The organism is Leptolyngbya sp. CCNP1308 (assembly GCF_034932455.1).
GTDB lineage: Bacteria > Cyanobacteriota > Cyanobacteriia > Phormidesmidales > Phormidesmidaceae > Nodosilinea.
The window spans coordinates 45671-71379 of the sequence record NZ_JAYGIH010000105.1; the positions used below are offsets into that span (position 1 = coordinate 45671).

Below are 25709 nucleotides of genomic sequence, written 5' to 3' on the forward strand. Positions count from 1 at the left end.
GGATTGGAGGCTGATATTGCCGGGGGCAAGTTTTGAATTTTGAATTCTGAATTCTCAATCCGACAGCTCTCATTCAAAACTTAAAACTCCCTCCCCCCCACCTTCCCCATCTCCCTGATCCCCCACTCCCCACCCTCCTCCCATGAACCTCTTCTACCGCAACCGCCAACTCCTTCTACTCACCCTGGTGCTAATCGTTGTCTGGGGCCTGTCGGCTTTTCTTACCCTGCCGCGCCTAGAAGACCCGGAGATTGTGCAGCGGTTCGCCCGCGTTACTACCTTTCTGCCGGGGGCGACGCCGGAGCGGGTAGAGACGCTGGTAACAGAGAAAATTGAGGATCGGCTGTTTGAGCTAGAGGAAATTGAGTCGCTGCGATCGACCAGCGGCTCTGGCATTTCAGTGATCACGGTGGAGCTGAAGGATACGATTCCTGACGTTGACCCGGTGTGGGCCAAGGTGCGCAGCAAGGTGGATGACGCAGTGCCCGAGCTGCCCGCCGCCGCTTCGGTACCCGAGTATGCCGACAGCTCCACTAAGGCCAGCGCCCTGATCGTCGGGCTCACCTGGACACGAGACGATGCCCCCAACTACGCGATCATGGGGCGGCTGGCGGCGGCGTTAGAAGATCGTCTGCGGGCCATTCCCGGTACGGAGACCGTGGAGATCTTTGGCGAACCCGATGAAGAAATTCGGGTGGATATTGCCGCCACGGAGCTGTCGCGGCTGGGGCTGTCGGCGGCGGCGCTTTCCCAGCAGATTGCCGCCAGCGATGCCAAGGTGTCGGCGGGGCAGTTTCGCAGCGACAGCTCAGAATTTCTGCTGGAGGTCAACAGCAGCCTCAGCTCGTTGGAGCAGATTCGCGCCATTCCGATCGCAGCAGGAAGCGAGGGGCAGGTGGCGCGCCTGGGAGATATTGCCACCGTCACCAAGGCGGTGCAAGACCCGCCGACGGATTTGGCATTGGTGAATGGTCAGGGGGCGATCGCCCTCTCGGCCAAGGTCGAGTCAGCCCAGCGGGTAGACCAGTGGGCGGCGCAGGCCAGAGCCGTACTAGACGACTTTCGCCGTGAACTGCCCGACGGGTTAGATCTCCAGGTCGTACTCGACCAAAGCCAGTACGTGCAGCAGCGGCTGAATGGGGTGATCAGCAACCTGATTACCGGGTCGCTGCTGGTGATTGGGGTGTCGCTGCTGATCTTGGGCTGGAAGTCGGCCCTGCTGGTGGGGCTGGCCCTGCCGCTGACCACGCTGATGGTGTTTGGCACCATGAAGGTGCTGGGGGTGCCGCTACACCAGATGTCAGTGACCGGGGTGATTATCGCCCTGGGGCTGCTGATCGACAACGCCATCATTGTGGTGGATGAGGTGCAGGGGCGGCTGCGGGCGGGCATGGCGCCGGGGGAGGCCGTGGCCCAAACGGTGCACCACCTGCTGGTGCCGCTGCTGGCCTCAACTCTGACCACGGTGCTGGCGTTTATCCCGATCGCATCGTCGCCGGGGGGCGTGGGGGAATTTATTGGCACCATTGGGCTGACGGTAATTTTGGCACTGCTGAGTTCCCTGGCGCTATCGCTGACGGTGATTGTCTCGCTGGTGGCCCGACTGCATCGGTGGAACCCGTTACCTTGGCGCTGGGGCTGGTGGCAGCACGGTTTCTCTAACGCAGCGCTGGCTAACGGCTATCGGTGGACGCTGCGGGCGGTGTTTCGGCGACCCTGGCTCGGCGTGGGTCTGTCGCTAATTCTGCCGGTAATTGGCTTTGCGGTATTTGCCACGCTGCCCCAGCAATTTTTTCCGCCCACCAACCGCAACCAGTTTCAGATTGAGTTTGAGCTGCCCACCCAGGCCACGCTGGATGCCACCCAGACCCAAATTCGCCAGGTGCGGCAGCTAGCACTACAGCATCCCGAGATTGACGATGTGCACTGGTTTATGGGTCGCAGCGCGCCGCCCTTTTTCTACAACGTGCTCGACAACCGCCGCAACGCCCAAAACTACGCCCAGGGTATCGTTCACCTGGTCAGCACCAATAATTTGAGGGAAACCATCCAATCACTGCAAACCGAGCTGGATGCGGCCTTTCCCCAGGCCCAGGTGCTGGTGAAGCAGCTAGAGCAGGGGCCACCCTTTGATGCGCCGATTGAGCTGCGGGTCTATGGGGCAGACCTGGCGGGGCTGCGGGCGGTGGGCGATCGCCTCCGCGCCGAACTTGCCCAGGTACCCGACGTGGTACATACCCGCGCCACCCTCACTGAAGCGCTACCCAAGCTGGCGCTGGAAGTGGACGAAACCCAGGCCCGTCGTCTGGGACTCGATAACCAGGCTATTGCAGGTCAGCTCAGTGCCGCTCTCGATGGGAGGACTGGAGGTTCGGTGCTGGACGGCAGCCGCGACATTCCGGTGCGGGTGCGGGTGCCGGGAGAGCAGCAGGGGAATCTGGGGGCGATCGCCTCGCTAGATCTAGTCACCCCCCAGGGAGAACTGCCTTTGGATGCGATCGCATCCCTGAAGCTGGTGCCCGACACCGCCAGCATCAGCCGCCGCAACGGCCAGCGCATCAACACCGTGCAGGGGTTCATCACCGCCGGGGCATTGCCGAGCACGGTGTTATCTGCCTTCCAAACTCGGCTACAGGAACAGGGCTTTGAACTCCCCCCCGGCTACAGGATTGAGTACGGCGGCGAAGCCGATGCCAGGGGAACCGCCGTGGGGAATTTGCTCTCCACCGTGGGCGTTCTCGGCATTTTGATGACGGCGACGCTGGTGCTGTCGTTTAACTCCTTTGGGCTGGCGGCGCTGATTGGGTCGGTGGCGGTGCTGGCGGTGGGCCTCGCCGCCCTGGCGCTAAAGCTGTTTGGCTCGATCTTTGGCTTCACCGCCATTCTCGGCACCCTGGGGCTAATTGGCCTAGCCATCAACGATTCGATTGTGGTGCTGGCCGCCCTGCGCGAGCACCCTGAGGCCCGCCTGGGCCATCCCCAGGCTACGGAAGATGTCGTGTTTCAGGCCACCCGCCACGTAATTGCCACTACCGTCACCACGATCATCGGGTTTGTGCCGCTGATGGTTGACCCCACCGGGTTTTGGCCACCGCTGGCGATCGCGATTGCAGGCGGCCTTGGCGGCGCGACCCTGCTGGCGCTCTACTACATTCCCTCGGCCTATCGCCTGCTAAGCTACCGCCATCCTGCAACGGTCGTTCAAATTCCCGCTGAGACCGCTTTTTCTAAGCTGTAGATTGCAGGCCAGAGCAGCGTAGAACAGCTTAGGCGTCTTAGCCCATATCTCGCCAAACAAACCCACTATTTTGCTATTTACAAGTCCTGAGATCAGGACTGACCAACCGCTGCCGTTTGCGACCCAAATAAATTTAATTGCCTGATCTGAAACCTGTCGAAGAGTGCATAAATTTGATCGCTTACTTCACTGGCGAGATTTTTACAATCCTCCAATTGAAGTAGATAGACGCCGACAAGATGATCTTTAGGTAAGCATAAAGCACCCAGTTTGTGTAGATTCTTAGCAATTTAGGCCATTGCGGAACATAAATTGCCCTTTCAACTTCTGAGACACGGGGTTAAGCTATGGCGCGGCTCTGCACCGATGGATTAGCTGATTTTTTTCTAACGCAATTCGAGGGCCGTTGCTGTGAATGGGCAGCGATCGCCTACAATCGATCTGCTAATTTGCCCATTGATGTGTCGGACTTGAGAGTGGCGGATTTATGTACAGCAGTTACCAATACAAGAAGAAGGCATCGCGTCGCCGCTTACGGTTGGCAATGTTTCTTCTGCTGCTAATTGGCATTCCTGTTGGCATTGAGTTGCTGACGCGACTGGTGGCCCACGCCACGGGCACGAGCGATCGCTTCACCACCAATCCGGCCTCTGATGTGATCGAGTCTTACCACCTGCGATTTGTCAGCCGGGAGGGGCAGCCCTACGCGGGCCTGCCCGACGACGGCGAATTGAACGCGGTGCGCGACCCCCTGCTGGGCTATCGGCTGGCGGGCAACCAGCAGAGCAATTTTTGGCAAATCAACGACAGCGGGTTTCGCGACGACGAAGCCGTGCCCAGCACTAAGGCAGCAGGGGAGATCAGAATTTTTGTTCTCGGTGGTTCGACGGCCTTTGGCCAGCTCAGCTCCAACAACCAGACCACCTTTGCCAGCAAGCTAGAAACCCGTCTCAACGACCAAGTTGCCCAGCAGCGGGCTAACCCCGCTCAGTTTCAGCCCAGCGCCCTGCCTTTTCGGGCTGACCAGGTGCAACAGGCGCTGGCGCTGCCGCCGCGCATTCGCGATGGGCAATACCGGGTGGTGAATGCGGCGGTACCCGGCTACGCCTCGGGCAATGAGCTGGCCATGCTGACCCAGCGGGTAGCCGCCTACAATCCAGATTTTGTGGTGGTGATGGGGGGTTATGCCGACCTGATGCTGCCCAGCGCTGACCGGGGCAGCGATGTGCCGGGGCTAGAGCAATATTTGGCTGGGGAAAGCCAGTCGGTTGGCGCTCAGCTCAGCGAGCAGACGCGGGCTTGGTTTGATCAGCTCTATGTGGTACAGGGGATTAAACGCTACGGTCTGCAACGGCAGCAGGCAGAGCCGCGCCTAGCAGAACCGCTCAATCTCTACTCGCCCACTCTGGAGGCTACTCTCAGCGATCGCCTACCCGCTGACCAAGCCGAACTTGAGCAGCGCATCGATCGCTACGGTCGCCACATGCGGCAGATGGTGAGCTGGGCGGCGGCCAACAAAAAGCGCTTGATCATCGCCATTGAGCCAGAAATCTCTAGCCGCAAGCCAGAGTCTCTGACTCCTGAAGAATCGGCAATTTTAGGCGAGCTAGACAATACCTACCTAGAGCAAATGCGCACTGGTTTTGCTGGATTAGCTGCCGTCGCTAATCAGGCCAAGACACAGTCGGCCAATGCCCAGGTGCTGAATTTCTACCCGCTCTACGAAGACTTTGCGGGGCAGGCGTTTCAAAGCCCGGCGGGGTTAACCGATGAGGCCTATACGCTGATATCTGACCGGCTCTATGCGGCGATCGCTAACCAGGTAGCCCTTCAACCCGAGCCCTATGGGCTTTGAAATGCAAAGCCATTATTCAGGATGGAACCCCAAGACCGTAGCGCACGGCGAAGAACTTTGCCGTGCCATATTTACTGCACCACATACGGTGCGTTAGCTCAGCTAGACACAATCAGCTAACGCCCCCACTGCGGCAGTGAGGGGCGTTAGGTACAGAATGGGTTACAAAAATCGATGGATGGTCTAGAGGGTTTCGACCGTTTCGGCGTAGGCGTCGCCATCAAAGGGCTGTACCCCGGTTTTGGGATAGTTGTCATCGTCGGGGCCAAAAATTCTGCCGACGGGCTCGGCAAGATATTGTATTAACCCTTCTAAAAAGTAGCCAAATACTGAGAGATTCAGACCTTTCATGACTGGCACCTCGCGGCTTAAGGATATTGATGTTGGCAGACTGTAGCGATGCGGTGTAGCGGGTCAGGGTTTAGCTGTTTGGTGTACCCTGATACCTAAATGCTACGGGATCACCCGAGGCTAGCGGTGCGACAGTGACCATTCTTTACAGCGGTTGGCAAGTTGTAATATATAGAGTGCACCTTTAACGATTTGGCTTAACAGTAAGGAGAGTTTCCTGTGAAACGCAGTCACGCGGCGATCGCTATTTTGTGCGGGCTAATGGGCGGTGGGGTAGCCATTCCCAGCGTCCAGGCGGCGGCTCCAGCGCTACCGTCCCCAGCCTTAACCACCTTGGGCGAGGCTCCTGAGCCTGTGCCCCCGCTGTGGCTGGCGCAAAACAGCAGCAACGGCCTCAGCACCGCCCAGCAAGAGCAGGTGGATGAACTGCTGCGCCAGGGCCAGACCAAGGTCACGGCCCGCGACTACGCCGGCGCGATCGCCATCTATCAGCAGGCGGCGGCCATTGACAGCCAAAACCCCCGGCTGTTTTCGGGCATTGGCTATCTCTACGTGCAGCAGGGCAGCTACGGCGAGGCGATTGACGCCTACCAAAGGGCGATCGCCCTCGACGACGACAATCTGGCCTTTCGCTACGGTCTGGCCCACAGCCAGTACAAAAACGGCCAGCTTGACGATGCGCTGGACACCTACCAGGGCATTCTCAGCACCAACCCCCGCGAGGTCAACGCCCATTTAGGCATTGGCGGCATTCAAATCGAGCGCAGCGACTTCGACGGAGCGCTGTCTACTTACCAAAGTCTGGTTCGCATTGCCCCCGGCAACGCCCAGGTCTACGAGGCGCTGGGGTCGCTGTACATTCAGCAAGAAGACTACAACCAGGCTCTCACCTATCTGAACGAAGGGCTGCGCACTAACCCCAACGACGGCGATCTCCACGTCAGCATTGCCAGCATCTACCTACTGCAAGAGAACTACCCCGAAGCCGCCAAAAACCTGCGCGAAGCGCTGCGGGTAGAGCCTCAAAACGCCAATGCCCAGCACCAGATGGGCTACGTGCTCTACCAGCAGGGCGATCGCGAGGCGGCCTTTGACTACCTGCTGCGGGCGGTGCGCCTTGACCCCGAGCTAGTGGCTGCCCACGCCCTGCTGGGCGAACTGCTGCTCGAACGGGAGCAGTACCTCCAAGCCGTGCTCTCCTACCGCCAGGTGGCCGACGCTCTGCCCGATGACCCTGCCGCCTTTTACAACCTAGGCCTGGCCCTCCACGGGCAGGGGCTAGAGGCCCAGGCGCTCTCGAATCTGGAGTTGGCGGCCATTTTGTACAGCCGTCAGGGTGATACCGAAGGGGCGGCCCGCGCCCGCGAGCTGATGGCCTTCTGGGGTTACGAGCAGTAGACCATGCCCGAAGGCCCCGAAATTCGCCGGGCGGCCGATAAGCTCCATCGGGCGATCGCAGGCAACATCGCCGCCGATGTGTTTTTTGCCTTTGACCACCTCAAACCCTACGAGGATGAGCTGGTGGGCCGCACGGTGACGGCGGTCAAGCCCTACGGCAAGGCCATGGTCACCTACTTCGACAACGGGCTGGGGGTCTACAGCCACAACCAGCTCTACGGCATTTGGGTGATCTGCAAACCCAATGCCGTTCCCGCCAGCCGCCGTCAGCTGCGCTTTGCGGTGCATACCCCCAGCCGGTGGGCGCTGCTCTACAGTGCCTCAGACATTGAGGTGCTACCGGCAGACGCAGTGCCCGCCCATCCCTACATTGCCAAACTTGGCCCCGACACCCTCGATACCGCCCTAACCCCAGAGGATGTGACAGAACGCACCCTGAGCGCCCCCTTTCGCCGTCGCCAGTTTGCCACCCTGCTGCTCGATCAGGGGTTCCTCGGCGGCATCGGCAACTATTTGCGCACCGAAATTCTTTACGTGGCGGGCGTTCACCCCAGCCAGCGGCCCGTAGACTGTACGCCTGAGCAAATTGCCGCCTTTGCCGCCGCCGCCCTGGACCTGCCTCAGCAGTCGTACCGCCACGGCGGCATTACCAACGACCTGGCCCTGGCGACCCATCTCAAGCAGACCGGCTACCGCCGCCGCGACTACCGCCACTGGGCCTTTAGTCGCCAGGGCAAACCCTGCCACCGCTGCGGTGAGACCATCACCAAGATCGCCATCGGCGGCAGGCGCTGCTACGTTTGCCCCCAGTGTCAGCCGATTAGCCGCTCGTAATCGACAGGCCGTCTAGCCGCACCGACGGCGTGTAGCAAGAACCATTCCAGTCGCCGTCGCTGCCCAGTTCTACATTGTCTTTGAGGGCGGTGTAAATGTTGCCCGCCACCATGGTGTCTTTAACACGGCCCACCAATTTGCCCTGGTGAATGCGGTAGCCCAGGTCGATATTCACCGAAAAATCGCCGGAGATGCCGGGGCCACCGCCCAAAATTTGATCGACCAGCAAGCCGTTGTCAATGTCGGCAATCATTTCCTCTAGGGACTGTGACCCTGGCTCAACCAGGGTGTTATAGAGGCTGGGGGTAGGATAGCTGCCGAGACCGGGCCGAAAACCGTTGCCCGTAGACCCGGCCCCTAGGGTGCGGCCGACGGCGCGATCGCAGTAAAACAGCGTCACCACCCCTTTGTCGATAAACACTAGCCGCTGGGTGGGGGTGCCCTCATCGTCAAAGGGGCAGCTAAACGGCCCCGCCTCCGGGTCTTGTCGCAGGGTAATGCGGGGTGAGGTCATCTGTTCCCCCAGGGCGCTGCTCCAGGGCGACGATCGCTCGACTACCCGCTTGCCGCTGAGGGCCGATTGCAGCGTGCCCCAAATCATATCGGCAGCCTTGGCGGTAAAAATTACCGGCATGCGCCCGGTACTGACCTCGGCAGATTCTTCAGCCCAGGCCAGCCGCTGCAATACCTGGTCAGTCAAAGCATCTACCTCTAGGCGATCGCGCTGGGTTTGGCCATCGCTGACGCTCAAAAAGTCGTCGCCCCGCACCCAGTCGGCTGACAGGTAGCCGCTCAGAGTGGCGTCGCTGTAGCGGCAGTCGAGCCCTTTGGTGTTGAGAATGCGGGTGGTTTCCACATCGCACTCCACATCGACGCCGCAGATCACCTCGGGGTAGGCGCTGCGAATGCGATCGATCATGGCCTGCCCCCACTCGATCAGCTGCTCCACCGGCACTTCCTGGCCCATGTTGGGGTATTGGCGGCTGTTGCCTTCAACTAGGTCAATGGTTTCAGCGTCGTTGAGGGCGCTGATCGCCAGGGCCTTATCAATAATGGCTTCGGGGTCCACATTGCCGTAGGCCACCGCCAGCCCAGGTCGTCCGTTGACCCACAGGCGCAGGGCCGTACCGAGAGCCGCAGAGGTTTCGAGCTGTTTGAGGCGGTTGGCTTCAAAGAAGACGGGGCGCGATCGCGATCGCGATTGCAGCACCTCCGCCGCTTCGGCTCCCCGCTGTAGGGCCAGGTCAATCAGTTTCTCAGCCAGCGAATCGTCGGTAAGACCAGGCACCATAGCAGTCAGTGAGCAGGGGCGTAACAGAGCTACTTCATCTTCCCGGATTGCGGTACCCCTGCAAAGGGCGCAATTTTAGATAGTCCCCTCACAACACCCGCTTCGTTGCCAGTTTTCTGAGGGTTTTCGGCTCTGGGGTCGCCTGCGAACCCGATTCAGCGGTAGAATAGCGAAGCCCCTTTGGAGAGGTGGCAGAGTGGTTGAATGCGGCAGTCTCGAAAACTGCTTTGGGGTCACACCCAACGAGGGTTCGAATCCCTCCCTCTCCGTTGACTTTCAAGGCTTTCGGCCTTTCGACTGCAACTAGCTCAACAGCAGTTAGAGCAGCTTTTTATACTAAAAATGCCTTGTTTGCGTGGAAAATTAGATCAGAATTAGATCAAATTTTCGCCATGGACAGCATAGACCAGGCCATCGAGCAGGCTAACCAGGGACTCAGCCGGATTGCCATCATGCGCCGAGGGCGCAAGCTGGCCTTGCGGGGCTCTCTCCCTAAGCGCCCTGGAGAGGGGCGGGGCAATAAGCAGACAACGATCGCCCTGGGGGTGTTTGCCAACCCTAGCGGGGTAAAGGTTTCTTTGGCCAAGGCCCAGCGCTTAGAGTCTGATCTGAATATGGAGCGCTTCGCTTGGGCCGACTGGGAGAAATGCGGGGGCAGCCCAGAAGGTAAGAGTGCAGCCGACTGGGGCAAAGAGTATGCAGCGGTGAAGGTGGATACGGTCAAGGCCAGCACCTACCGCAAGAACTACCAAGAGCGTTTAGAGTCGTTGCCTGACAAGCCTCTAACCGAAGAGCTGCTACTCAGCCACGTACAGCAGCGCTCCAAAATAAATACCAAAGGCCGCCGCGATGATTGCATCGCCTTTGGGCAGCTCGCCAAGTTTGCGGGCCTAGAAGTGGATTTCAGCAGTGTCAAAGGACGGTATGAGCCCAAACCCTTAAGCCCCGACGATGTGCCCAGCGATGGCGAGATAGAGGACATCTGGGCCGCGATCGCTAACCCTGGCTGGAAGTGGGTCTATGGAATGCTGGCCACTTATGGTCTACGCCCCCACGAGGTTTTTAGAATTGCCAATACCAAGGGCGTCGCTACTGACACTGGCAAGATATCGATTCTGGGCGATAGCAAAACGGGCCGCCGCGATGTTTGGCCTCTGCCGGATAGGTGGCGATCGCAGTTCAATCTAGCTGATGTTGTATTCCCAAAAATTCACTTTGAGAGACGTGACGGCACACTACTAGATAACCAGCAGCTGGGTGAAAAGGTAGGAGCAAATCTGTGCAGCCCCAAAGACAGAAAAATCCCCCATCACCCCTATGCCCTTCGCCACGCATGGGCGATTAGGTCAGCGGTGATGGGGGTGCCTGATAGCATTGCCGCCCGGTGGATGGGGCATAGCGTGGCGGTGCATGCCAAGACCTACCACGCAGCGATTGACCAATTGCAGCACGAGGCGATCTGGCGACGGGCTAATCAGCTAGGCAACTCAATATAAGGCCGTTGCTCAGGGGGGAGAAATGCGATCGCCTCAAACTCGACGGGGTTAATCTGCCAGTGTTGCCCATTCTTGCGGTAGTGGGTGCCCCAGGTCAGATCGTAGGCTAGCCCGTGGATTCTGGCGTATTCCGCCCGCTCGATTTCAGAGGTGATCCGCGTTCGGCTGGTGCCCAGCAACTGAGCCGCCTGCTGGGGAGAGACCCAGGGAGAGGTGGGCAGCCCCAGCGCCCGGTGGGTCTGTACCAGCTGCTGCACTTGGGCCTTGAGTGCCTCGACCTCAGCTTTCAAATCTTTAGCCACTACGCTGCCCTCCGTTGGTTACCCTGCGTCATCAGCCACTGCTTTAAGTTGCGATCGCGCTGGTCAAGCCAGACCCATAGCTGTTGTTTATCGTCTGGGTCAAGCCGCCCCAGCATGTCAAAGATCTCATTAGCTGCCCCGTGGCGATCGCGGCCATAGCCTCTAACGATGGTCAGCAATACCCGGTGGATGTCGGAGCAGATTTCGGCGGGGTCATGTTTGGCCATAGTTGCCCCCTATCAGCTCTGCATACTCCTGGTCGGTCAGCGGTTCAAACTTGTCTGGGGGAGGAGGGGGAGAGTGTCCGTTAGAACAAACTTCTAAGTTCGGGGTTTGAGGTTGGGTAGGTTGGGACGAATCCGAAAACCCTATATAAGCTGGGGATTTTGGAGCTGTCCCAACGTTGTCCCTACCTGGCCCAACCTCAGAGGTTGGGATCTGATGTGGGACGGGATCTGGCTCTACCCAAACCCGCCGCCGTCGTCCGTCAAACTCAGTACGTCGTTCTGTCCGTAACCATCCCAGCGTTTTTAGGATTTCACCCACACGCATTTCATGAGAGCGATTTTGCTGCCCAACCTCGATCCGTAGCCCGTGGGTTAGGATTTCTGCTGTGGTAATTTCGCCCCGTGAGTTTTCCTTTAGGTAGAGGCTGATCGTGCTTGTCCATGGGTCATCAGTTTTATATGACTCGTTAAACTCAGCCGCGATCGCTTCTTCGTTGGCACTGAGGTAGCAAGCCTCGCCCGCATGGTAGAGAGCAACCGCCGCCGCCCAAATGCGATCGCGCTCCTGAGCCAGTAGCCCCAGGTCTACCCGCTTGCGTACAGGCACCACCCAAAACCGCCGGTTGCCGGTGTTGTCCGTCAAAAACTCATCCTGATTGGTGCTGCCGACGATAATTGACCGCCGCTTAAGGCTGATGGCGTTACGGCCATAAGGCGGGCGGACAGTGTCTATCTGACAGCTTAGAAACGCCTTAACCGCCGCGATGTCTTTCCGTTTAAAGACAGCTTCAAGTTCTCCCCATTCCAGAAACCAAAACTGGTGAAGTTTGAGCCGTTCGTCCTTCTCGCTGGTAGCCGCGCCCATCGAATCATCGAACCACGGCTGGCCAGCCAGAACCCTAAAGAAACTCGACTTACCAAACCCCTGGGCACCTTGCAGGATTAGTGCCGTGTCCACCTTGCAGCCCGGATCAAAGATTCGGGCCACAGCCCCCACCAAAGTCTTCCTGAGAAAAGTCTGATAGATCGGCTCAGAACAGCCAAAATAGCGCTCTGCCAAAGCATTAAGAATCGCGGTTGAGGTGCCGTGCTCACGGCTGCAAGCCTCTAAATAGTCCTTTACCGGGTGGTAGCTATTGGTCTTGGCCAAGCGCTTAACGATCGCCTCACAGTCAGACTGGGAGACCGATAGCCCATGGTCGAGGGCCAAGGTTAGCCGCAGGTCGGCGGGGTCTTCAATGACTTCCCCATCCAGCTCAATCTGGTTGGTCAATTCGTTATAGGTCAGGTGCTCACCGAGAAACGCCTCTACCGCCCTGAATTTGATAGCCAGCTTAGGGGCCTCTGCTACGGCGGGGGCCTTCTTCTCCACTGCCTTGGGGCGATCGCGCTTCTCAGCCGCCGGGGCTGCTACGCCCTGAGGCTCTCCTTTGGTAGTTCGCCATGCCGCTCCTTTAATGCAGCCGTCGATCAGCTCAGGGCTGAGGGAGGGGCCGGGGCTGGTCGATTCTGCCGATCGCCAGATAGTCTCTCGCTCACTATCTTCTAGAGGAGGGTGGCAGCGATCGCAGTACAGCTCAAACAGGCCACGCGGATCGCCGTCGAACCGCTGCCCCAGGCTGTGGAGGTAGTCGGCGGTGCCCAGTAGGTCGCGGGCCAGCTTGGCCCCGCCATCATTGCGCCCGCCTTCGGAGACTCCCTCCGCCAGCAGCGCCCGGTTAGGTTTTGAAAGGCAAGCCTCTAGGGGTACCGCCCCAGGCCAGGGGAGGGTAAAAGATTTGTCGAAGTCAGCCCAGCTAGAGCGCTGCTGAACCTGCTGCTGAGGGACGATCGCCCTCAGGGTAGCGTAGTCGTACCGCTGTCCACCTGCTGCAATCACCTGGGCTTGCTGCCCCGTCTCAGCGTGGGTGTAGCCCGCCAGCCGCATCACCCTGGAGGGGTTTTTGAGGGTGCAATCGCCGTCGGCAAACTCCAGTAGGTCAGCCTGGAGCGATCGCCACTGGCCAGGGGTCACTGGCTCAGTCAGTACCCAATAGTTGTGAATCGACTTGCCGCCTGTATCGACTTGAAAGGTAGGCTCTGGCAGGCCCAGTGCTGCCCATAGATGAATTTGCACCCGCTTGGGGACAAACCACTGATCTTCCTTGTCGCCGGGCTCCCGAGGCTTAATCTCAAAAGTTTCATCGGGGAACATCGCTTGCAACTTAACAAGCCCGTCAGCCTTCACCGAATCGTGCTCATAGAAAACCGCACGACATTGGGTAATCTCGGCATCCTTATGGCCGCCGGAATTGACCACCACGTAGACGCCCCGCCCCTCAATCTGCCACTGCCCCAGCTCGGATGGGAGATTGGGCAGCACAGCCGACGCCTTTCGCCCTGAGTCTTTCGCACCGGGGAGGAACGCCCGGTAGTTGACGCGATCGCCAGGGCCATAGCCCAATAGCTCTAACTGCTGGAGGGTACTCATAGCGCACCCCCTTTTTTCGATAGAGGGGCAACAGCAAATTCGGCGTCACAATAGATTAGCCAGCGATCTACCAAGCGAGAGCGATCGCGCGTATAGCTACGGTCTACCAGGCTTTCTAACTGTGGATTGGGAGGCCCGGAGTAGATAGCAGGAGTGCTGTCAAAACGGCGGTTACCGTTGCTGGGCAATAGTTTGCCGTTTTTTTGGTGAGCTGTTAAGATACTAGAAATCATGGCGCACCTCCATCGGTAACGCTGCGATTCTTTTGTTTTGAATCATTTGCTTTCCTAAGTAAGTTTTTTCTGGAAAGTACTCCTAAACCCTTCAATCCCTCAGGCTGTGGCGGCCTGAGGGATTTTTAACTTAGTGGCTTTGCAACAGTTGCTCCAAGGCCATCTCGATCAGATCGTTTTTGCTGCATCCAAGTTTTTTGCGCTCAACATCAAACCGCTCATAAAGATCTGGCCTTAGGCGAGCTGAAACGATTAATCCACCAGCCGAGCGGCCAGTTCGAACCGGCCAAGGCTGACCGCTTCGTTCTTTTTTCCCAGTGCGAGAGATTGTGTTTGTATCCATCATGGTTGTAGATTCTAGCGTAAACACTTTAGATTCGGATCATGCAAGGAAAACCTACAACCCTTGCTGGCACTGACACTGACACTATCTGTGTGCCATTTTCAGAGCTAAAAATAGATTTCTCAGCATTATCCAAATCATTGGCAATCGAATAATCTCCAAAATCGTTTTATAAAGATTTTGATGCCAACCGTGGTTAGCATCAGGGCCAATAAAAAAAGTTGGGTAGTTGCCTGGTGAGGCAACTAGGCAAGGCGAGAAAAGCCAGAAATGCCTATGCTGCCGTTATGAATTTTGGAAAATCTGGCCGTTTTGGGGCAACTGGCACACAGTGTTTAGCCCTGGTTTTTTGGAGGCTTAGTCCAGCGATCGCCCCAACTGTCACAAAGCCTCGCCGTAGCTGCTGCTACGCTCAAGCGGAATCTTGCCCGGACTGCCCGGCCATCCAGCTATCTAGAGCCTCTTCAACCGCCTCACTTAATGTCAGGTCACCCATTGCGGCAGCCGCCTTGAGCTTACGGATCTTCTCCTTGGGCAGATAGGCCGTAATGCTGCTGTAGTCGGGGTGTTTCCGGCGATCCATCAATTCTTGAGCCATTTTGCTGCCCCTATTTTGCATTAGTATTTTGCGCTCATCATAAATATCCGGATATTTAGATATCCGGATATCCAGATATATGCTATCACTATTGTAGAAACCGAACGTAACGGATCCCTACAGACCGATTCAGAAAGCCGCTCGGTTTTGCATCAAAGCACCTCTAACCCCAGAGACGACAATGCCTTTAGCCACTTCAAAGACCAAGCCAACCATGGGGGGCGCACTGCCTACCCCGTCCGTATCTGTCCCGAATAGTCCCTATGCGGTCAAGGTTGCGATCGCAGTCGGGGCAGGTTTTTCTAAGGCCTATGACGGGGCCAATTTCTACCGTTTGCGATCGCTGGTTACCCGCGAGATTCCCCGCACTGGGGCCGCCTCAGCGGTGCAGCTGCGGGTCAAAATCACCAATTCCACTTTTGTTGGTGAATTCGCGGCTGGTGAAAACCTCGACAACTCCACCACTTTGCTGAGTGTGGCTGATGGCCTCAAAGCTGATTGGTACGGACCGCTCACTCTGGCCATGCTGGGGCAACTGGCACCCGCAGGCGTAGAGCTGTTTAACGTCACTCTGGTGTGCAGCATCCCTAGCCCCAACATGGCCGATGCGCTAAACCCACTGGTCGGATTGCATGACGTGGAGGTAAATGGCCGCCGCTTGACCGTGAACGTTACTGCTATTCGGGCGGTACCTGAAGGGCTGGGAACGTCCTACGCGATCGCTGATGGCCGTGCGGTAGCTGTCCTAGACCTGGGTTACCAGAACGCGACGATCGCAGGGTTTGACCCCGCCACCCGCCAAATGATTGATGTGGTGAGCCTGAATGGCGGTGTGGGAGAGCTATTCGAGGAAATTAGCCGATTGACCAATACCACCGGCACGGCCCCCACCGCCGAGGCTATCCGGTTAGGTGTTGAGGCCCGCACCTTCGAGTTCTATGGCTATAGCGGCGAAAGCTTCAAATGGGCCTATGAGCAAGCCTTTGAGCCCTGGCTACGCGCCCGCATCCATGAAGCCAAAACCAAAGGTGCCCACATCTTTGCCCGGTGCCCAGTGAAGGTTATCGCCGGGGGCGGTTCATTGCTGCCTGGTGTTGGTGGGGTAGCCCAGGCGATCGGGGTGAGCACCTGCCAAAACCCTCAACAGACCGAGTTGAAAGGAATCTACCGGATTTAAGCCATGCCAAAGCAGCGATTCTTTCTACCCCGTGACTACGCCGAGCTTATTGGAGAGCGGGCCACAGCTGCTGGTGTGAGCCCTGATATCTACCTGCAAACCTTAATCACTCAGGACTACATCGGGGGTCAGCAGCCCCCCCAGACACAGCCCGCGATCGCACCGTTACCGGCTACTGACGAGGGATTACAGCTATCCGGTGAATGGGGTGCTTTATCTCTTTAGCCACCCGCTGAAGGTACTAACCATGGTTGGCACCATTCCACTAAAAACCCCCGACTAACCGCGAAGCCTGCCGGGGGATTGCCCGAAACCATCACGAAACGGACATACCCAATTATGACCATTGAAACCGCCCGAGAGATTGACCCGCGTCTAGAGCAGCGACTGGCTGCGCAGTTCCCAGACGAGACGCCGGAAGAGCGCCGCGATCGCGCCCTGGCAATCATGGATGCCGTAGACAACCTGAACAGGCTGCTACCTCTGGCCCAGCACCGTCAGCAGTAGCGCGATCGCCCTGTAGATGACCCGGTTAAAGCCCATCCACCCTTACCGAGAAAACCCATGACCAGAGCAAAAGGCCACGGCAGCGTCGGAGAGACCGCCGCCCACGGCGACAGCGATCGCCGCAAAGTAATTGACCCTGACACCCGCAAAGTGATCGGCACCGTCGCCACCCCTCGCGGCATTCGCGCCAGCTAAGCCCACACCGCCACCGCAAACCCTACCCGAGCCACCGCCCTGTTCAACTTCAACCCAGCCCCAAGCCAAAGCGACTACCCCAGTTTTGCCGATTGGCAGGCCGCATATCGAATCTGGTGGTGCCAAACCAACGGCGTCACCCCTGCTGATCATGATCGCTCCCGCAATCAACCTGAGCCGCCCACCGCCAGCTAAGCCCAAAACCTGAGAACCGCCACCCATGAAACGCTTTGCAGACCCCCGCTACTGGCTCACCCTCGCCGCCATTGTGCTGGGCATCTACCTCGGCCTAGAGGCCGGGGCAGAGAAGTACATCCAACGCCAGGGCCTACGCCAGCGGGCCGAGTTGACCGAGTTGGAACGGTGGAAGGGCATGGTCGCCAACCTGGGGCCGTGGGCCATGGTCACCACCATGGGAGCCTTCACCCTGGTGTGGCGGTTCGCCCCAGCCCCTACCCCCAGCGATCGCGATGCCCTGCACCGTCTGGCCTCTGAAAAGCTTGCTCAGCCGTTGCTCAGCGACTCTGAGCAGGCCCTATGGATCGAAGTTCTGAACGCTACGGAGCAACGGAAATGATGAACGCATTGTTTAAGCTACGCCCCGGTTTGTTTGGGCTGCTGGCCGCCGCGATCGCCATCAGCAGCTTCTCTACCGCCATCAGCAAAACGCCCCGCCCCACCGCTCGCAGCACCGGCAATGTGCAGTCCGCCGCCCTACCCAGTGAGCAGCCTGAAGCAACGGCAGAGCAAGGCGAGCAGGCCTATACCTACCTGCAATACCAGATCGACACCGACCTGGTGAACCTGGAGCAGACCGTGCGCAACCGCGCCGCCGACTACCTCGACCAGGGTCGCACCGCCACCGACTTGAACAACCTGCTCTATGACCTGGGCCAAGACTGGCGGGCCACCCCCGAGCAGCTGGTGCAGCGCCTGGCTATCAACCGAGCCATGCAAACCCTGGCCGACGGCGAACCCGCCCCAACCCGTGACGCGATCGCCAACCCCACCGTGGAGGGCTTCAAGAATGTCTCAGGCGCAGAGTGACCTAGAACGCCAACTCCACGCCCTGACCGTTGCCGTAGTTGGCACCATCGGGGCGGGGCTGGTCGCCATCAACCCTACGCCCTTTCGAGTGCTAGCCGGGGCCGGGCTGTGTATCGCCGCCGATGCCCACCGCCTACGCCAAAAGCTCAGCTATGGGGAGGTGTTCAACAACCTCAAGGGAGCGCTCAACCTGGCCGGGGAAAGCGCTGGGGCTGAACTGGCACCCGTGGGTAACGCCCTGGGCCGTCAGCGTGTGCAGATCCAAACCGCTGTGTTTTCCCAGCTGCCCCTGGCCGCCGCGATTGCCAAGCGGATGGAGCAGAGCCAAGCACTTAAAACCAACGGCTTGGAGCTATTTGCTAAGGCCAAGTCGGGGCTGATTCTGGGCGACACTGGCGACGGCAAGACCCAGCTCATGAACTACCTGGCTGCCGCATTCCTGCAAGCCCACCCCCAGGGCAAATTGCAGATCGGTGACCTCGACTATGGCAGTTCCCACGGCGACGCCCCGCCCAACACCTGGATGGGGTTGCCGGTCGGCAATGTCGTCATGATTGAGCACCACGACATCCTGGCCGCCATCATTGACGCCGGGGAAGAGGTGCAGCGCCGTAGCCGGGCCACCAAAAGGGCGATCGCCGCTGGTGAACCTGCCCCTAAGTTTGAGCCCCAGCTGCTGCTGATTGATGAGTGGGTCAGCTTTCTTTCTGAAGTGGATAAGGATGCCCGTGAGCCACTGGCCAAGGCGCTGAATGACATCGTTATCCGGGGCAAAAAGCAGGACGTTTTTGCCTTTCTGGCCTGCCATGATGCCAGCGTTAAGAGTCTCGGTATTGACCAGCAGAAACTGGCCCGATGGAATGTTTTAGCGCTGTGGAAGTGGACAAACCAAGCCAAGTCTACCGACGTTACCAACCTGCCCCAGGGCTTTGCCGAAGCCCAGCAAACGATAAAAGGGATGCCCCGACAGGTAGGAGATACCTTTAGCGCGATCGCCTACGTAGACAGCGCCTGGTCGGTGGTTGGGGTGCCTTACATCGACACCAGCTTGATGCAGATTCTGCCCCAGGATGACGAACTAGAACGGCAATTTATCGAGCTACTGCACGTCTACCCTGCTGATGCTCCGCTGTCTTACAACAAAGCTTGGGAATGGCTAGGTAAGCCCAGCGGTCAACGCACCGATAAAAACCCTGAGTATCGCGCTTTCAAAAAAGTTCTTGACGGATTGCGATCGCTCAGACAGAGCCCCCCTGAAAACAGTGAGCAAGGCGAGCAAAGCAGCTAGAGCAGCGAGATTGCGCTGCTCTAGGTTTGCCTGCTCGTGAGCAGAAAGCAGAATCGTGAGCAGAAAGCAGGCCCCCTGAGCAGGGCACCACATACCCAAAACGATAAAAGGAGACCCCCATGTACGGCACTCAAAACGGCTTTTTTGGTCAGATTGTTGGCGGCTTAGTCATCGTCATGATTCTGATTCCCGCCATCGTCAAAAGCCTTTCCCGAGACAACATCAACCTAAACGGGCTCACCCTTGATGTGGCCGAAACCATCCTTGAGGCCGTGACCCAACGGGATTGGAATTTTGGTGACGAAACCCGCGCCGACACCAACTGGGAGACTCCTGAGTAATGACTGCGATCGCCAACCTTTTAAGAATCGCTGGCTGGCTCACATTCTCTCTAGTGCTGCTGTGGATCTGGAAACCTGAGCGGGTAGAAACATGGGAAACCAAACTAACAACGACCTGGGAAGACTCACGGCAGCAACAGAGCAACTCTACCGAGAACTCCGGGAACTCCGAGCCGTCACCGACGCAGGCTTTACCCAACTCGGAGCCGACGTTACCGCCCTCCGAAAAACCCAAGCCGACACTGAGCGTAAAGTAAGCGCCGCCGCTGCCTGGTCAGACCTTAAATTCGATGCGATTACCTGGGCCACGCTGCTATCAATCATCTTCGTGAGTCAGGTCTATGTGGCCGCGATTCGCAATGCCCCAGGTTGGCTCAAGGCTATGTTGCCAGGGATGGAGCAGCCTGCCGCCGATGGTGAGGCTCCGGCTGGTGCTGCCGAGAGTAAACAGGTGGTTGCGTTCTCCCGACCCGGCGACCTGCTGAGGAAAGGCGTAGACCTGGAGGGCTATACCATCAGCTCCACCGTGGGCTGGCGGCATGTGTTTGGGGGCAAGGATTGGCACGAGGGCTATGACCTGGCCACGCCGGTTGGCACCCCGCTCTACACGGTGCTGCCAGTGGAGGTGCAATGTCTCAGTGAGGCCCAGAGCGGTGGCGGTGGCATCGGTGCAGCCTACACCGTGGGCAATGAGAAACATCTCTGGCTGCACCTGGATAGCTGCACCGCTGGGAGCTATGGCATTGGGGAGCAGTTCGCGACCACGGGCAACACGGGCCGCAGCACCGGGGCCCACCTCGACTACCGGGTTAAGGACTTGGCCAGCGGTGAATGGGTTCGTCCCTACGCCGATGTGTTGCGCCTGGCCATTAACCCCAATGCGGCGATCGCGGCTTCTAATCCTGCCATCGATGCGCCAGGGATGACGGAGCTGATTAAGAGCTTTGAAGGTTTCCACCCTACCCCCTACTGGGATTTTCAGCAGCACTCATGGGGCTATGGCACCAAAGCACCTGGGGCGACCGGCACCATTGACGAGGCCCAGGCCGAGCGCGAACTGCTGGCCTACCTGGAGCGCAACTGCCTGCCTGCGATCGCACCCCTGGGACTCGCTGAGCATCAGGCCAGCGCTTTGGCCAGCTTTTGCTACAACGTGGGGCCAGCGCAGTTCACGGGCAGTGATACCTACCGCCATGCCCAAGCAGGTAACCACCAGGCCGCCGCTGATGCACTGATGAGCTGGACAAAGGCAGGGGGTAAGGTGCTGCCGGGGCTGGTCAAGCGCCGCGAGAAAGAGAGAGCCGTTTACCTCGGAGGTTAACCACCATGACCTGGCAATGCCCTTACACCCCACTCGAATTGCACCAGCTCAACCCCCACGGTTTCGACTACGGCGATCACGTTGTGCTGCCCGATGTTTGCACCGGAATGGTGAGCAAAGTCACGAACGTGCTAGTAAGCATGATGAACTAGTAAGCATGATGAAGCAGAGTCTTTAATCTTCAAGGCTATAAAGTCCGTCGCACTAAAGAAAGGTTGTGTCTATAAGCACTTTTTTGTTTAATTTACTTGGATCTTTGCAACTTTCGTTGAGGCATAATATCTTGATACTTCCTAGCAAGCTCGACCATGTCAACTGTATCTTTCCCGTCTCCCGAGAGAGCAGGGTATGTCGAATAAACTAACTGCTTGAGTTCTTCAGGCGTTCTGTTCCTAGCTATTGAAATAACTTCATCAATCAGTCCCGTTTCTTGCCTGCTCAAACCATTACCAATTAAAGCAGTTCTTAGAGGAGTGAGTATTCTTCTTGATTTCCTTTCAGCAAAAAGCGTTACATCAGATAGAGATTCTGGCTCTAAACTTGGTTCAAAGTCCATTATTTTCCAAGCAGCATCCGATATCTGGCGACCGTTGAGTATGGCATTCTTCCAGTCTGCTAGATAAGCAAGCCAAATGATTTTTCTAGGGCTCAAGCCTTTCAAAGGATCTTTGCTTTTTAAATTTTTGCTTGGATAATTCTCGAAAATATAAGTTAAAACGTCTGCTAAGTGTGCCATCTTACATGCCTTCGTTCAAAGGAATATCAAGCTCGGGCGTGACGTTTTTCAGATGATCCAACAACAAGGATATTCGTCTCCTTTCCTTAGAGTCTTGCATGAGATTATCTAAATCTTCCTGAAGAAAACCCACTGGGTCCATGCTCTCAAAAACCAATACAAATGATCTAATGCCTTGAGTATTTTCGATTGAATAAGCCCCAAAAGTTCTACTTTTCATAGAAAACTTTCGAGCAATTGATCGATCTATACCCCAGTTAATCTCCATAACCCGCAGATATTCAAAATCGTCGTTCCCGTTACATTCTGGAAGATCGTATACGAAAGCCTGCCCATCCCTCCATGCTTTCCCAATGATTCCCTGGTCTTCATTTTGTATACCTCGCCCTCTCTTATCGTATTCTGGATTCTTGGAATATCTTGAAATCATCACAAATTTTTGATTTTGATGAGCATAAAGACTTATTCTCTCCTCGGACCCAAATTCAAGCATTTCTGAAAGTAACATTAGTTCATTCTTGAGAATGACCAAATCACTTTCCCTCCTTTCAGCCAGCGAGGACACTGCTCTTTCAAATTCAAGCTGCAAGCTCCTTTTCCCGGGAGAATCCAGAAGTTGAACCCCTTGCCCAAATAAAGAACCTAGTGCACTTACTATGAAAATAATGCCGTAAGGGCTTCCCCATACCCAGGTTCCCTGATCCCAAGATTCTAAGACGCTAACCGATCCAAGCCCTAGGGCTGAAAATATACTTAGTACGTTTGTCCAATAGTTCCTTATATACAGCCATACCATTCGCACCTTTTCACCACTCCCCAAGTTTTCAGGCTTATTCTATCTGGGGGGTGTCAAAGGATTATTATTGTAAGCAAATCTAAATGCGCTCTTATCTGTCAGGAGACAGTATGCAGGATTCTTCAGTTTTAAGATGTCTAAATCACACTAAATACATGAAATACATGTTTATAGCCTAAAGTCCTTTTCCAGTAAGGGTTTCAGGGTTTTAACTCAAGGTCAAGGTGCATCTGGAGCTTTTGCTGCCTACGCCCGCTGTCTCAGGTACACCGCTACCAGCACAGCAACGCCCACCAGCCAGAGCAGGTCTGCCCCCAGGCCGTTATTGCCGACATACATCGCCCAATCAACGGGCCATTCCCCAGAGTCCATAGCTGCACCCTTCGCAATATGGCCAGGGTTCCCAAAACAAAATCCCCACAGGTCAGCGGTGCCTGTGGGGATTTTCAGGTTTTTGCATCTAACACAGATATGCGATCGCCGCTGTGAATCTATGGTGCCCTGGTCAAGGAGCGCGATCGCAGGGGCCGAGTGCGATCGCTCAGGTGGCTTAGTCGGTGGTCTCAACCTCACCCCTGAACGCCTTGGCCAGCGCGTCGAGGGAAACACCAAGCGCAGTACACAGCCGCAGCATCTGGTCTGGGTCTAGGCTGGGCACCGATCGCCCTCCCTCCCAGTTGCCAACCGTCTGCACAGATACTCCCAGAGAATCAGCGATCGCACGCTGGGAGACACCAACCCTCGACCGGGCCAGCTTGAACCATTCAGCAAAACTCAGCTTCACAAATGTATTGGGCAACGACAGGGGTAGCATACGCCCTCACTTGCTACTGAACAAATTAGTTATAGCAAAACAATGCGCTAAATAGCAAATTGATTGTTGACATAGCAAACTGATTTGCTATAGTGGACATATACCCAAGGGCAGCGCCACCCCACCCAACGGCTTCCCGGCAGGATGGGTTCTGCGATTGAGGATAAGGCCCAACACATTCGCCGGACGGTGTAGGCAGGGTTCGACTCCCCGCCCCGGCATTGCCCCATCACTTCACGGGGCCGTCGTTATTCAAGGTTTCGCCATGACCGCATTTGAGATTTTTCTGTACGCGATCGCCATCTTGGCCGTTCTCTGGCTCCGTGCTGAGCCCCAGGTTGAGGCCACCCCGATCGCACCGCTGCCGGTGGTCGATGACTTCCCCACGCTGGAGGAGCTGATGGCCGAGGCCGAGGCGCTGATTGCCAAGCCGCTGCCCCCACGCACGGCAGCACTGGTTGCCCAGGCTGCTGAGGTCGCTACTCCGGTGGCTGTGGCACGGGTCGAGGTACCCAGTCCCGATGATTGGATTGCCGAGATTGAGGTGGAGCAACCCAGCAGTACCGACTACCTGCGCTCCATGACCTCGGTGCAGCTGCGGAAGGAGTGCAGCCGTCAGGGTATTGCCTGGCGAGGGGTGAGGGAAGGAGGGAAGCACCTCACTAAACCCCAGATGCTCAAAGCTTTGGGTGCATGACCGACACCTGGGGAGGTGACTAACCCAGGCACAACAAACCCCTACCGGGGGCCTGAGAACCAAACGGTAGGGGCAGTAAACCCTAGTCAAAGGATGTAAACAACATGCTACTTCAATCGACCGCGATCGCCACCACCCGCGCTGCTAAACGTGGCCCTGGCCGTCGCCCCGCCACCCGCTGGTATCACGTCCGCTGTGGCGGCTACGAGCCCATCTACACCGCTGCCGGTGAGCCGGTGAGCACTGAGTTTGTGCTTGATGGCTTCCGCCTTGAGGTGCCCGATACCTATCTAGGCCTGGGTACCCGCGATCGCATCTTTGCCGCCGCTGCTGAGCGTTGCCCTGGTAAGGACGTGCTCGAATTCAAGCCGATCGCCCGACCGATCGCAGCATAGACCGTCTTGGGGCTGCCATCAGCCCTGCAATGACCTCTCCACACACATGTCTTTCGAGGAAATCTCATGTACCGTTCAGCATTCAACTTTCTAGCCCGTGTTTGCGATCGCCTGTCTCATCTGTTTAGCCGCGCGGCAGACCGCCTCTGCTGGTGGGGCCGTGAGGTAAGCGAGTAGGGGTAAGGGGTTCACCAGGGGCCTCTACTGGCCCCTGGTGAACGACAAAGATCATTTACGAGACGTCATTATGCAGAGCAAAAAATTGCTAACTGAGGCCAATGCCCGCCTCAAGGCCGGGAACATCAAGGTCTCGATCATCCTGAAGCGCAACACGCTTTACCTGCAAACAACCCTACCGCCCAAGCCAACCAGCACCAAAGCCAAACCCCATCAGCAGCAGGTTAATCTTGGTGGCGTCTACCTAAACGCTGCTGGACTCAAGCGAGCCGAGGCCGAGGCGTTGCGCCTGCGCAACGAGCTAACCATGGAACGCTTCGACTGGGCTAACTGGTCGCGATCGCAGGTAGACCCGCTCGGGGAGCGCACCATTGCTGACTGGGTAGCTGCATTTGAGGTGGACTACTTTAACCGCCGCGAGCGAAACCCCGCGAGCGAGACGACTTGGGAAAAAGATTACCTGATGCCCTTCCGCAGGCTGCCGCAACAGCAGCTTATTTCGGCCGCCATTCTCATCCAGACGGCCCAGCTTTACCCGCCCGACACTCGTTGCAGGCAACGCGCCTGCAACGCCTACGGCAGACTTGCCAAGTTTGCTGGAGTAGACGTTGCCATAGCTGAATACCGGGGCCGCTACAGCTCTGGCGCGGTCAACCCCCGCGACCTCCCCTCCGACGAGGCGATCATTCAGACCATCGAGGGGATGGATAACCCGGCGTGGCGGTTCGCGATCGCCCTCATGGCCACCTACGGACTCAGAGACCATGAGATTTTCCATGTGGACCTTCAAGCGTTGCAGGAGCCGCCAGGCGTCTGCACGGTGTTAGAGGGTAAGACGGGTTGGCGGCAGGTTTGGCCATGTCGCCGTGAGTGGTGGGAGCTGTATTGCAAAGGCCACTTCAAGCGGCCTAACCTTACCGCCCGTCGCAATTCTGACTATGGCGTCAAGGTGGCTCAGTTCTTCAACCGGCGCAAGCTGCCCATGCTGCCCTATGACCTGCGCCACGCTTGGGCCGCCCGTACCGCTGTCTTTGGCCTCGACCCTGCGATCGCGGCCAAGATGATGGGCCATGACCTCTCGGTGCACACCAGGATTTATCACCAGTTCCTGAATCAATCGATTCTGCAGGCGGCTTGGGAACGCAGCCAGCGCTAGCGATCGCAAGCCCTAGCAACTAACAAACATCAACTAAGGAGAAAACTATGGAAACACTTCTAGCTCAAGTTTTGGAATTGTTGCAGCAGCGGCAGCAACAGCAGCAACAGGACTCTGCACAAACGGATCGGGTTCTGAGTGTCCTTGAAGAATTAGTCGCTGACTCTTCTCAGCGAAAAACTTGGGTAAAACCTGAGACACTCACCCAGAGGGTGGGTGATGCAATCACCGCAAGCCGCCTCAAAACCGACCTGCGGGCGGGCTACTTCAAGCAGGGCGTTCACTACATCATTACGAGCAACGGCGCGCACAAGGGCTGGAGCCACCACGCATGGAACCCAGAGGCTATCCGCAAGTTTTACGAAACGCCCCCCGAAAAACGGCGGATCTACTAACCATTGGTTAGCACCGTACCCCTGTCATTTT

General features: G+C 57.3%; 30 protein-coding genes and 1 tRNA gene. 20 read left to right on the top strand and 11 right to left on the bottom strand.

Features of this window, described 5'->3' with window-relative positions; genetic code table 11:
- The first annotated feature begins 142 nt into the window (after positions 1 to 142).
- A complete protein-coding gene (locus VB780_RS25870) occupies positions 143 to 3238 on the top strand; it encodes an efflux RND transporter permease subunit (RefSeq protein ID WP_323354069.1) in 3096 nt (1031 codons plus the stop codon).
- 544 nt (positions 3239 to 3782) lie between these two features.
- Positions 3783 to 5093: an SGNH/GDSL hydrolase family protein gene (locus VB780_RS25875; protein ID WP_323354070.1), complete on the top strand. Its 1311-nt coding sequence runs from the start codon at positions 3783 to 3785 to the stop codon at positions 5091 to 5093.
- Positions 5094 to 5276: 183 nt separating this feature from the next.
- Here VB780_RS25875 and VB780_RS25880 read toward each other — a convergent pair whose 3' ends face one another.
- Positions 5277 to 5444: a hypothetical protein gene (locus tag VB780_RS25880; RefSeq protein ID WP_323354071.1), complete on the bottom strand. Its 168-nt coding sequence runs from the start codon at positions 5442 to 5444 to the stop codon at positions 5277 to 5279.
- A gap of 219 nt (positions 5445 to 5663) precedes the next feature.
- Between VB780_RS25880 and VB780_RS25885 the strand changes: the two genes are divergently transcribed.
- Complete coding sequence (locus VB780_RS25885; RefSeq protein ID WP_323354072.1) at positions 5664 to 6842, top strand: tetratricopeptide repeat protein; 1179 nt, start codon at positions 5664 to 5666, stop codon at positions 6840 to 6842.
- A 3-nt stretch (positions 6843 to 6845) separates the two neighbouring features.
- A complete protein-coding gene (nei, locus tag VB780_RS25890) occupies positions 6846 to 7676 on the top strand; it encodes an endonuclease VIII (protein ID WP_323354073.1) in 831 nt (276 codons plus the stop codon).
- Here the strand turns inward: nei and VB780_RS25895 are convergent.
- Positions 7663 to 8967: a TldD/PmbA family protein gene (locus tag VB780_RS25895; protein WP_323354074.1), complete on the bottom strand. Its 1305-nt coding sequence runs from the start codon at positions 8965 to 8967 to the stop codon at positions 7663 to 7665. The genes nei and VB780_RS25895 overlap by 14 nt on opposite strands.
- 182 nt (positions 8968 to 9149) lie before the next feature.
- On the opposite strand from VB780_RS25895, the gene VB780_RS25900 reads away from it, so the two are divergent.
- Both VB780_RS25900 and VB780_RS25905 read left to right on the top strand, forming a co-directional pair.
- Positions 9150 to 9236 (top strand) — tRNA-Ser (locus tag VB780_RS25900).
- Positions 9237 to 9359: 123 nt separating this feature from the next.
- Positions 9360 to 10463: a site-specific integrase gene (locus VB780_RS25905; RefSeq protein WP_323354075.1), complete on the top strand. Its 1104-nt coding sequence runs from the start codon at positions 9360 to 9362 to the stop codon at positions 10461 to 10463.
- Here the strand turns inward: VB780_RS25905 and VB780_RS25910 are convergent.
- From VB780_RS25910 to VB780_RS25925, 5 genes are all read right to left on the bottom strand, one after another.
- Entirely contained in the window at positions 10442 to 10765 is a 324-nt protein-coding gene (locus tag VB780_RS25910) for a hypothetical protein (protein WP_323354076.1), read from the bottom strand. The two genes, VB780_RS25905 and VB780_RS25910, sit on opposite strands and share 22 nt — an antisense overlap.
- Positions 10765 to 10992 carry a hypothetical protein gene (locus VB780_RS25915; RefSeq protein WP_323354077.1) on the bottom strand — a complete coding sequence of 76 codons (228 nt, stop codon included), beginning with the start codon at positions 10990 to 10992 and terminating at the stop codon, positions 10765 to 10767. The genes VB780_RS25910 and VB780_RS25915 overlap by 1 nt, the downstream gene beginning before the upstream one ends.
- Positions 10979 to 13462 carry a VapE domain-containing protein gene (locus tag VB780_RS25920; RefSeq protein WP_323354078.1) on the bottom strand — a complete coding sequence of 828 codons (2484 nt, stop codon included), beginning with the start codon at positions 13460 to 13462 and terminating at the stop codon, positions 10979 to 10981. Before VB780_RS25920 ends, VB780_RS25915 begins: the two co-directional genes overlap by 14 nt.
- 363 nt (positions 13463 to 13825) lie before the next feature.
- Complete coding sequence (locus VB780_RS31505) at positions 13826 to 14041, bottom strand: ribbon-helix-helix domain-containing protein (RefSeq protein WP_416349265.1); 216 nt, start codon at positions 14039 to 14041, stop codon at positions 13826 to 13828.
- Positions 14042 to 14450: 409 nt separating this feature from the next.
- The gene (locus VB780_RS25925) at positions 14451 to 14636 is read right to left on the bottom strand and encodes a hypothetical protein (protein WP_323354079.1); all 186 of its coding nucleotides are present in this window, start codon (positions 14634 to 14636) and stop codon (positions 14451 to 14453) included.
- Between the two features lie 181 nt (positions 14637 to 14817).
- Between VB780_RS25925 and VB780_RS25930 the strand changes: the two genes are divergently transcribed.
- From VB780_RS25930 to VB780_RS25975, 10 genes are all read left to right on the top strand, one after another.
- Positions 14818 to 15813, top strand: a complete 996-nt coding sequence (locus tag VB780_RS25930) for a hypothetical protein (protein WP_323354080.1) — start codon at positions 14818 to 14820, stop codon at positions 15811 to 15813.
- Between the two features lie 3 nt (positions 15814 to 15816).
- Entirely contained in the window at positions 15817 to 16038 is a 222-nt protein-coding gene (locus VB780_RS25935; RefSeq protein ID WP_323354081.1) for a hypothetical protein, read from the top strand.
- A 114-nt stretch (positions 16039 to 16152) separates the two neighbouring features.
- Complete coding sequence (locus tag VB780_RS25940) at positions 16153 to 16320, top strand: hypothetical protein (protein ID WP_323354082.1); 168 nt, start codon at positions 16153 to 16155, stop codon at positions 16318 to 16320.
- Between the two features lie 57 nt (positions 16321 to 16377).
- Positions 16378 to 16515: a hypothetical protein gene (locus tag VB780_RS25945; RefSeq protein WP_323354083.1), complete on the top strand. Its 138-nt coding sequence runs from the start codon at positions 16378 to 16380 to the stop codon at positions 16513 to 16515.
- A gap of 220 nt (positions 16516 to 16735) precedes the next feature.
- Positions 16736 to 17092: a hypothetical protein gene (locus VB780_RS25950; RefSeq protein WP_323354084.1), complete on the top strand. Its 357-nt coding sequence runs from the start codon at positions 16736 to 16738 to the stop codon at positions 17090 to 17092.
- Positions 17053 to 17562: a hypothetical protein gene (locus VB780_RS25955; RefSeq protein ID WP_323354085.1), complete on the top strand. Its 510-nt coding sequence runs from the start codon at positions 17053 to 17055 to the stop codon at positions 17560 to 17562. The genes VB780_RS25950 and VB780_RS25955 overlap by 40 nt, the downstream gene beginning before the upstream one ends.
- Positions 17543 to 18850 carry a hypothetical protein gene (locus VB780_RS25960; protein ID WP_323354086.1) on the top strand — a complete coding sequence of 436 codons (1308 nt, stop codon included), beginning with the start codon at positions 17543 to 17545 and terminating at the stop codon, positions 18848 to 18850. Before VB780_RS25955 ends, VB780_RS25960 begins: the two co-directional genes overlap by 20 nt.
- 119 nt (positions 18851 to 18969) lie before the next feature.
- Complete coding sequence (locus tag VB780_RS25965; protein ID WP_323354087.1) at positions 18970 to 19191, top strand: hypothetical protein; 222 nt, start codon at positions 18970 to 18972, stop codon at positions 19189 to 19191.
- A gap of 91 nt (positions 19192 to 19282) precedes the next feature.
- Positions 19283 to 20512 carry a glycoside hydrolase family protein gene (locus VB780_RS25970; RefSeq protein ID WP_323354088.1) on the top strand — a complete coding sequence of 410 codons (1230 nt, stop codon included), beginning with the start codon at positions 19283 to 19285 and terminating at the stop codon, positions 20510 to 20512.
- A 5-nt stretch (positions 20513 to 20517) separates the two neighbouring features.
- Entirely contained in the window at positions 20518 to 20664 is a 147-nt protein-coding gene (locus VB780_RS25975; protein WP_323354089.1) for a hypothetical protein, read from the top strand.
- Between the two features lie 92 nt (positions 20665 to 20756).
- On the opposite strand, the gene VB780_RS25980 is transcribed toward VB780_RS25975, so the two are convergent.
- From VB780_RS25980 to VB780_RS25995, 4 genes are all read right to left on the bottom strand, one after another.
- Positions 20757 to 21248 carry a hypothetical protein gene (locus VB780_RS25980; RefSeq protein WP_323354090.1) on the bottom strand — a complete coding sequence of 164 codons (492 nt, stop codon included), beginning with the start codon at positions 21246 to 21248 and terminating at the stop codon, positions 20757 to 20759.
- A gap of 1 nt (position 21249) precedes the next feature.
- Positions 21250 to 22044, bottom strand: a complete 795-nt coding sequence (locus VB780_RS25985; protein WP_323354091.1) for a hypothetical protein — start codon at positions 22042 to 22044, stop codon at positions 21250 to 21252.
- 246 nt (positions 22045 to 22290) lie between these two features.
- On the bottom strand, positions 22291 to 22416 hold the full coding sequence (locus VB780_RS25990) for a hypothetical protein (protein ID WP_323354092.1): 126 nt from the start codon (positions 22414 to 22416) through the stop codon (positions 22291 to 22293).
- Positions 22417 to 22594: 178 nt separating this feature from the next.
- The gene (locus tag VB780_RS25995) at positions 22595 to 22828 is read right to left on the bottom strand and encodes a helix-turn-helix transcriptional regulator (RefSeq protein ID WP_323354093.1); all 234 of its coding nucleotides are present in this window, start codon (positions 22826 to 22828) and stop codon (positions 22595 to 22597) included.
- 295 nt (positions 22829 to 23123) lie between these two features.
- Between VB780_RS25995 and VB780_RS26000 the strand changes: the two genes are divergently transcribed.
- The 4 genes from VB780_RS26000 to VB780_RS26015 all read left to right on the top strand — a co-directional run bounded on the left by VB780_RS26000 (position 23124) and on the right by VB780_RS26015 (position 25678).
- Complete coding sequence (locus VB780_RS26000; protein WP_323354094.1) at positions 23124 to 23555, top strand: hypothetical protein; 432 nt, start codon at positions 23124 to 23126, stop codon at positions 23553 to 23555.
- A gap of 104 nt (positions 23556 to 23659) precedes the next feature.
- Positions 23660 to 23950: a hypothetical protein gene (locus tag VB780_RS26005; RefSeq protein WP_323354095.1), complete on the top strand. Its 291-nt coding sequence runs from the start codon at positions 23660 to 23662 to the stop codon at positions 23948 to 23950.
- Positions 23951 to 24197: 247 nt separating this feature from the next.
- Complete coding sequence (locus tag VB780_RS26010) at positions 24198 to 25283, top strand: hypothetical protein (RefSeq protein ID WP_323354096.1); 1086 nt, start codon at positions 24198 to 24200, stop codon at positions 25281 to 25283.
- Positions 25284 to 25330: 47 nt separating this feature from the next.
- Complete coding sequence (locus tag VB780_RS26015) at positions 25331 to 25678, top strand: hypothetical protein (RefSeq protein ID WP_323354097.1); 348 nt, start codon at positions 25331 to 25333, stop codon at positions 25676 to 25678.
- Positions 25679 to 25709: the final 31 nt, after the last annotated feature.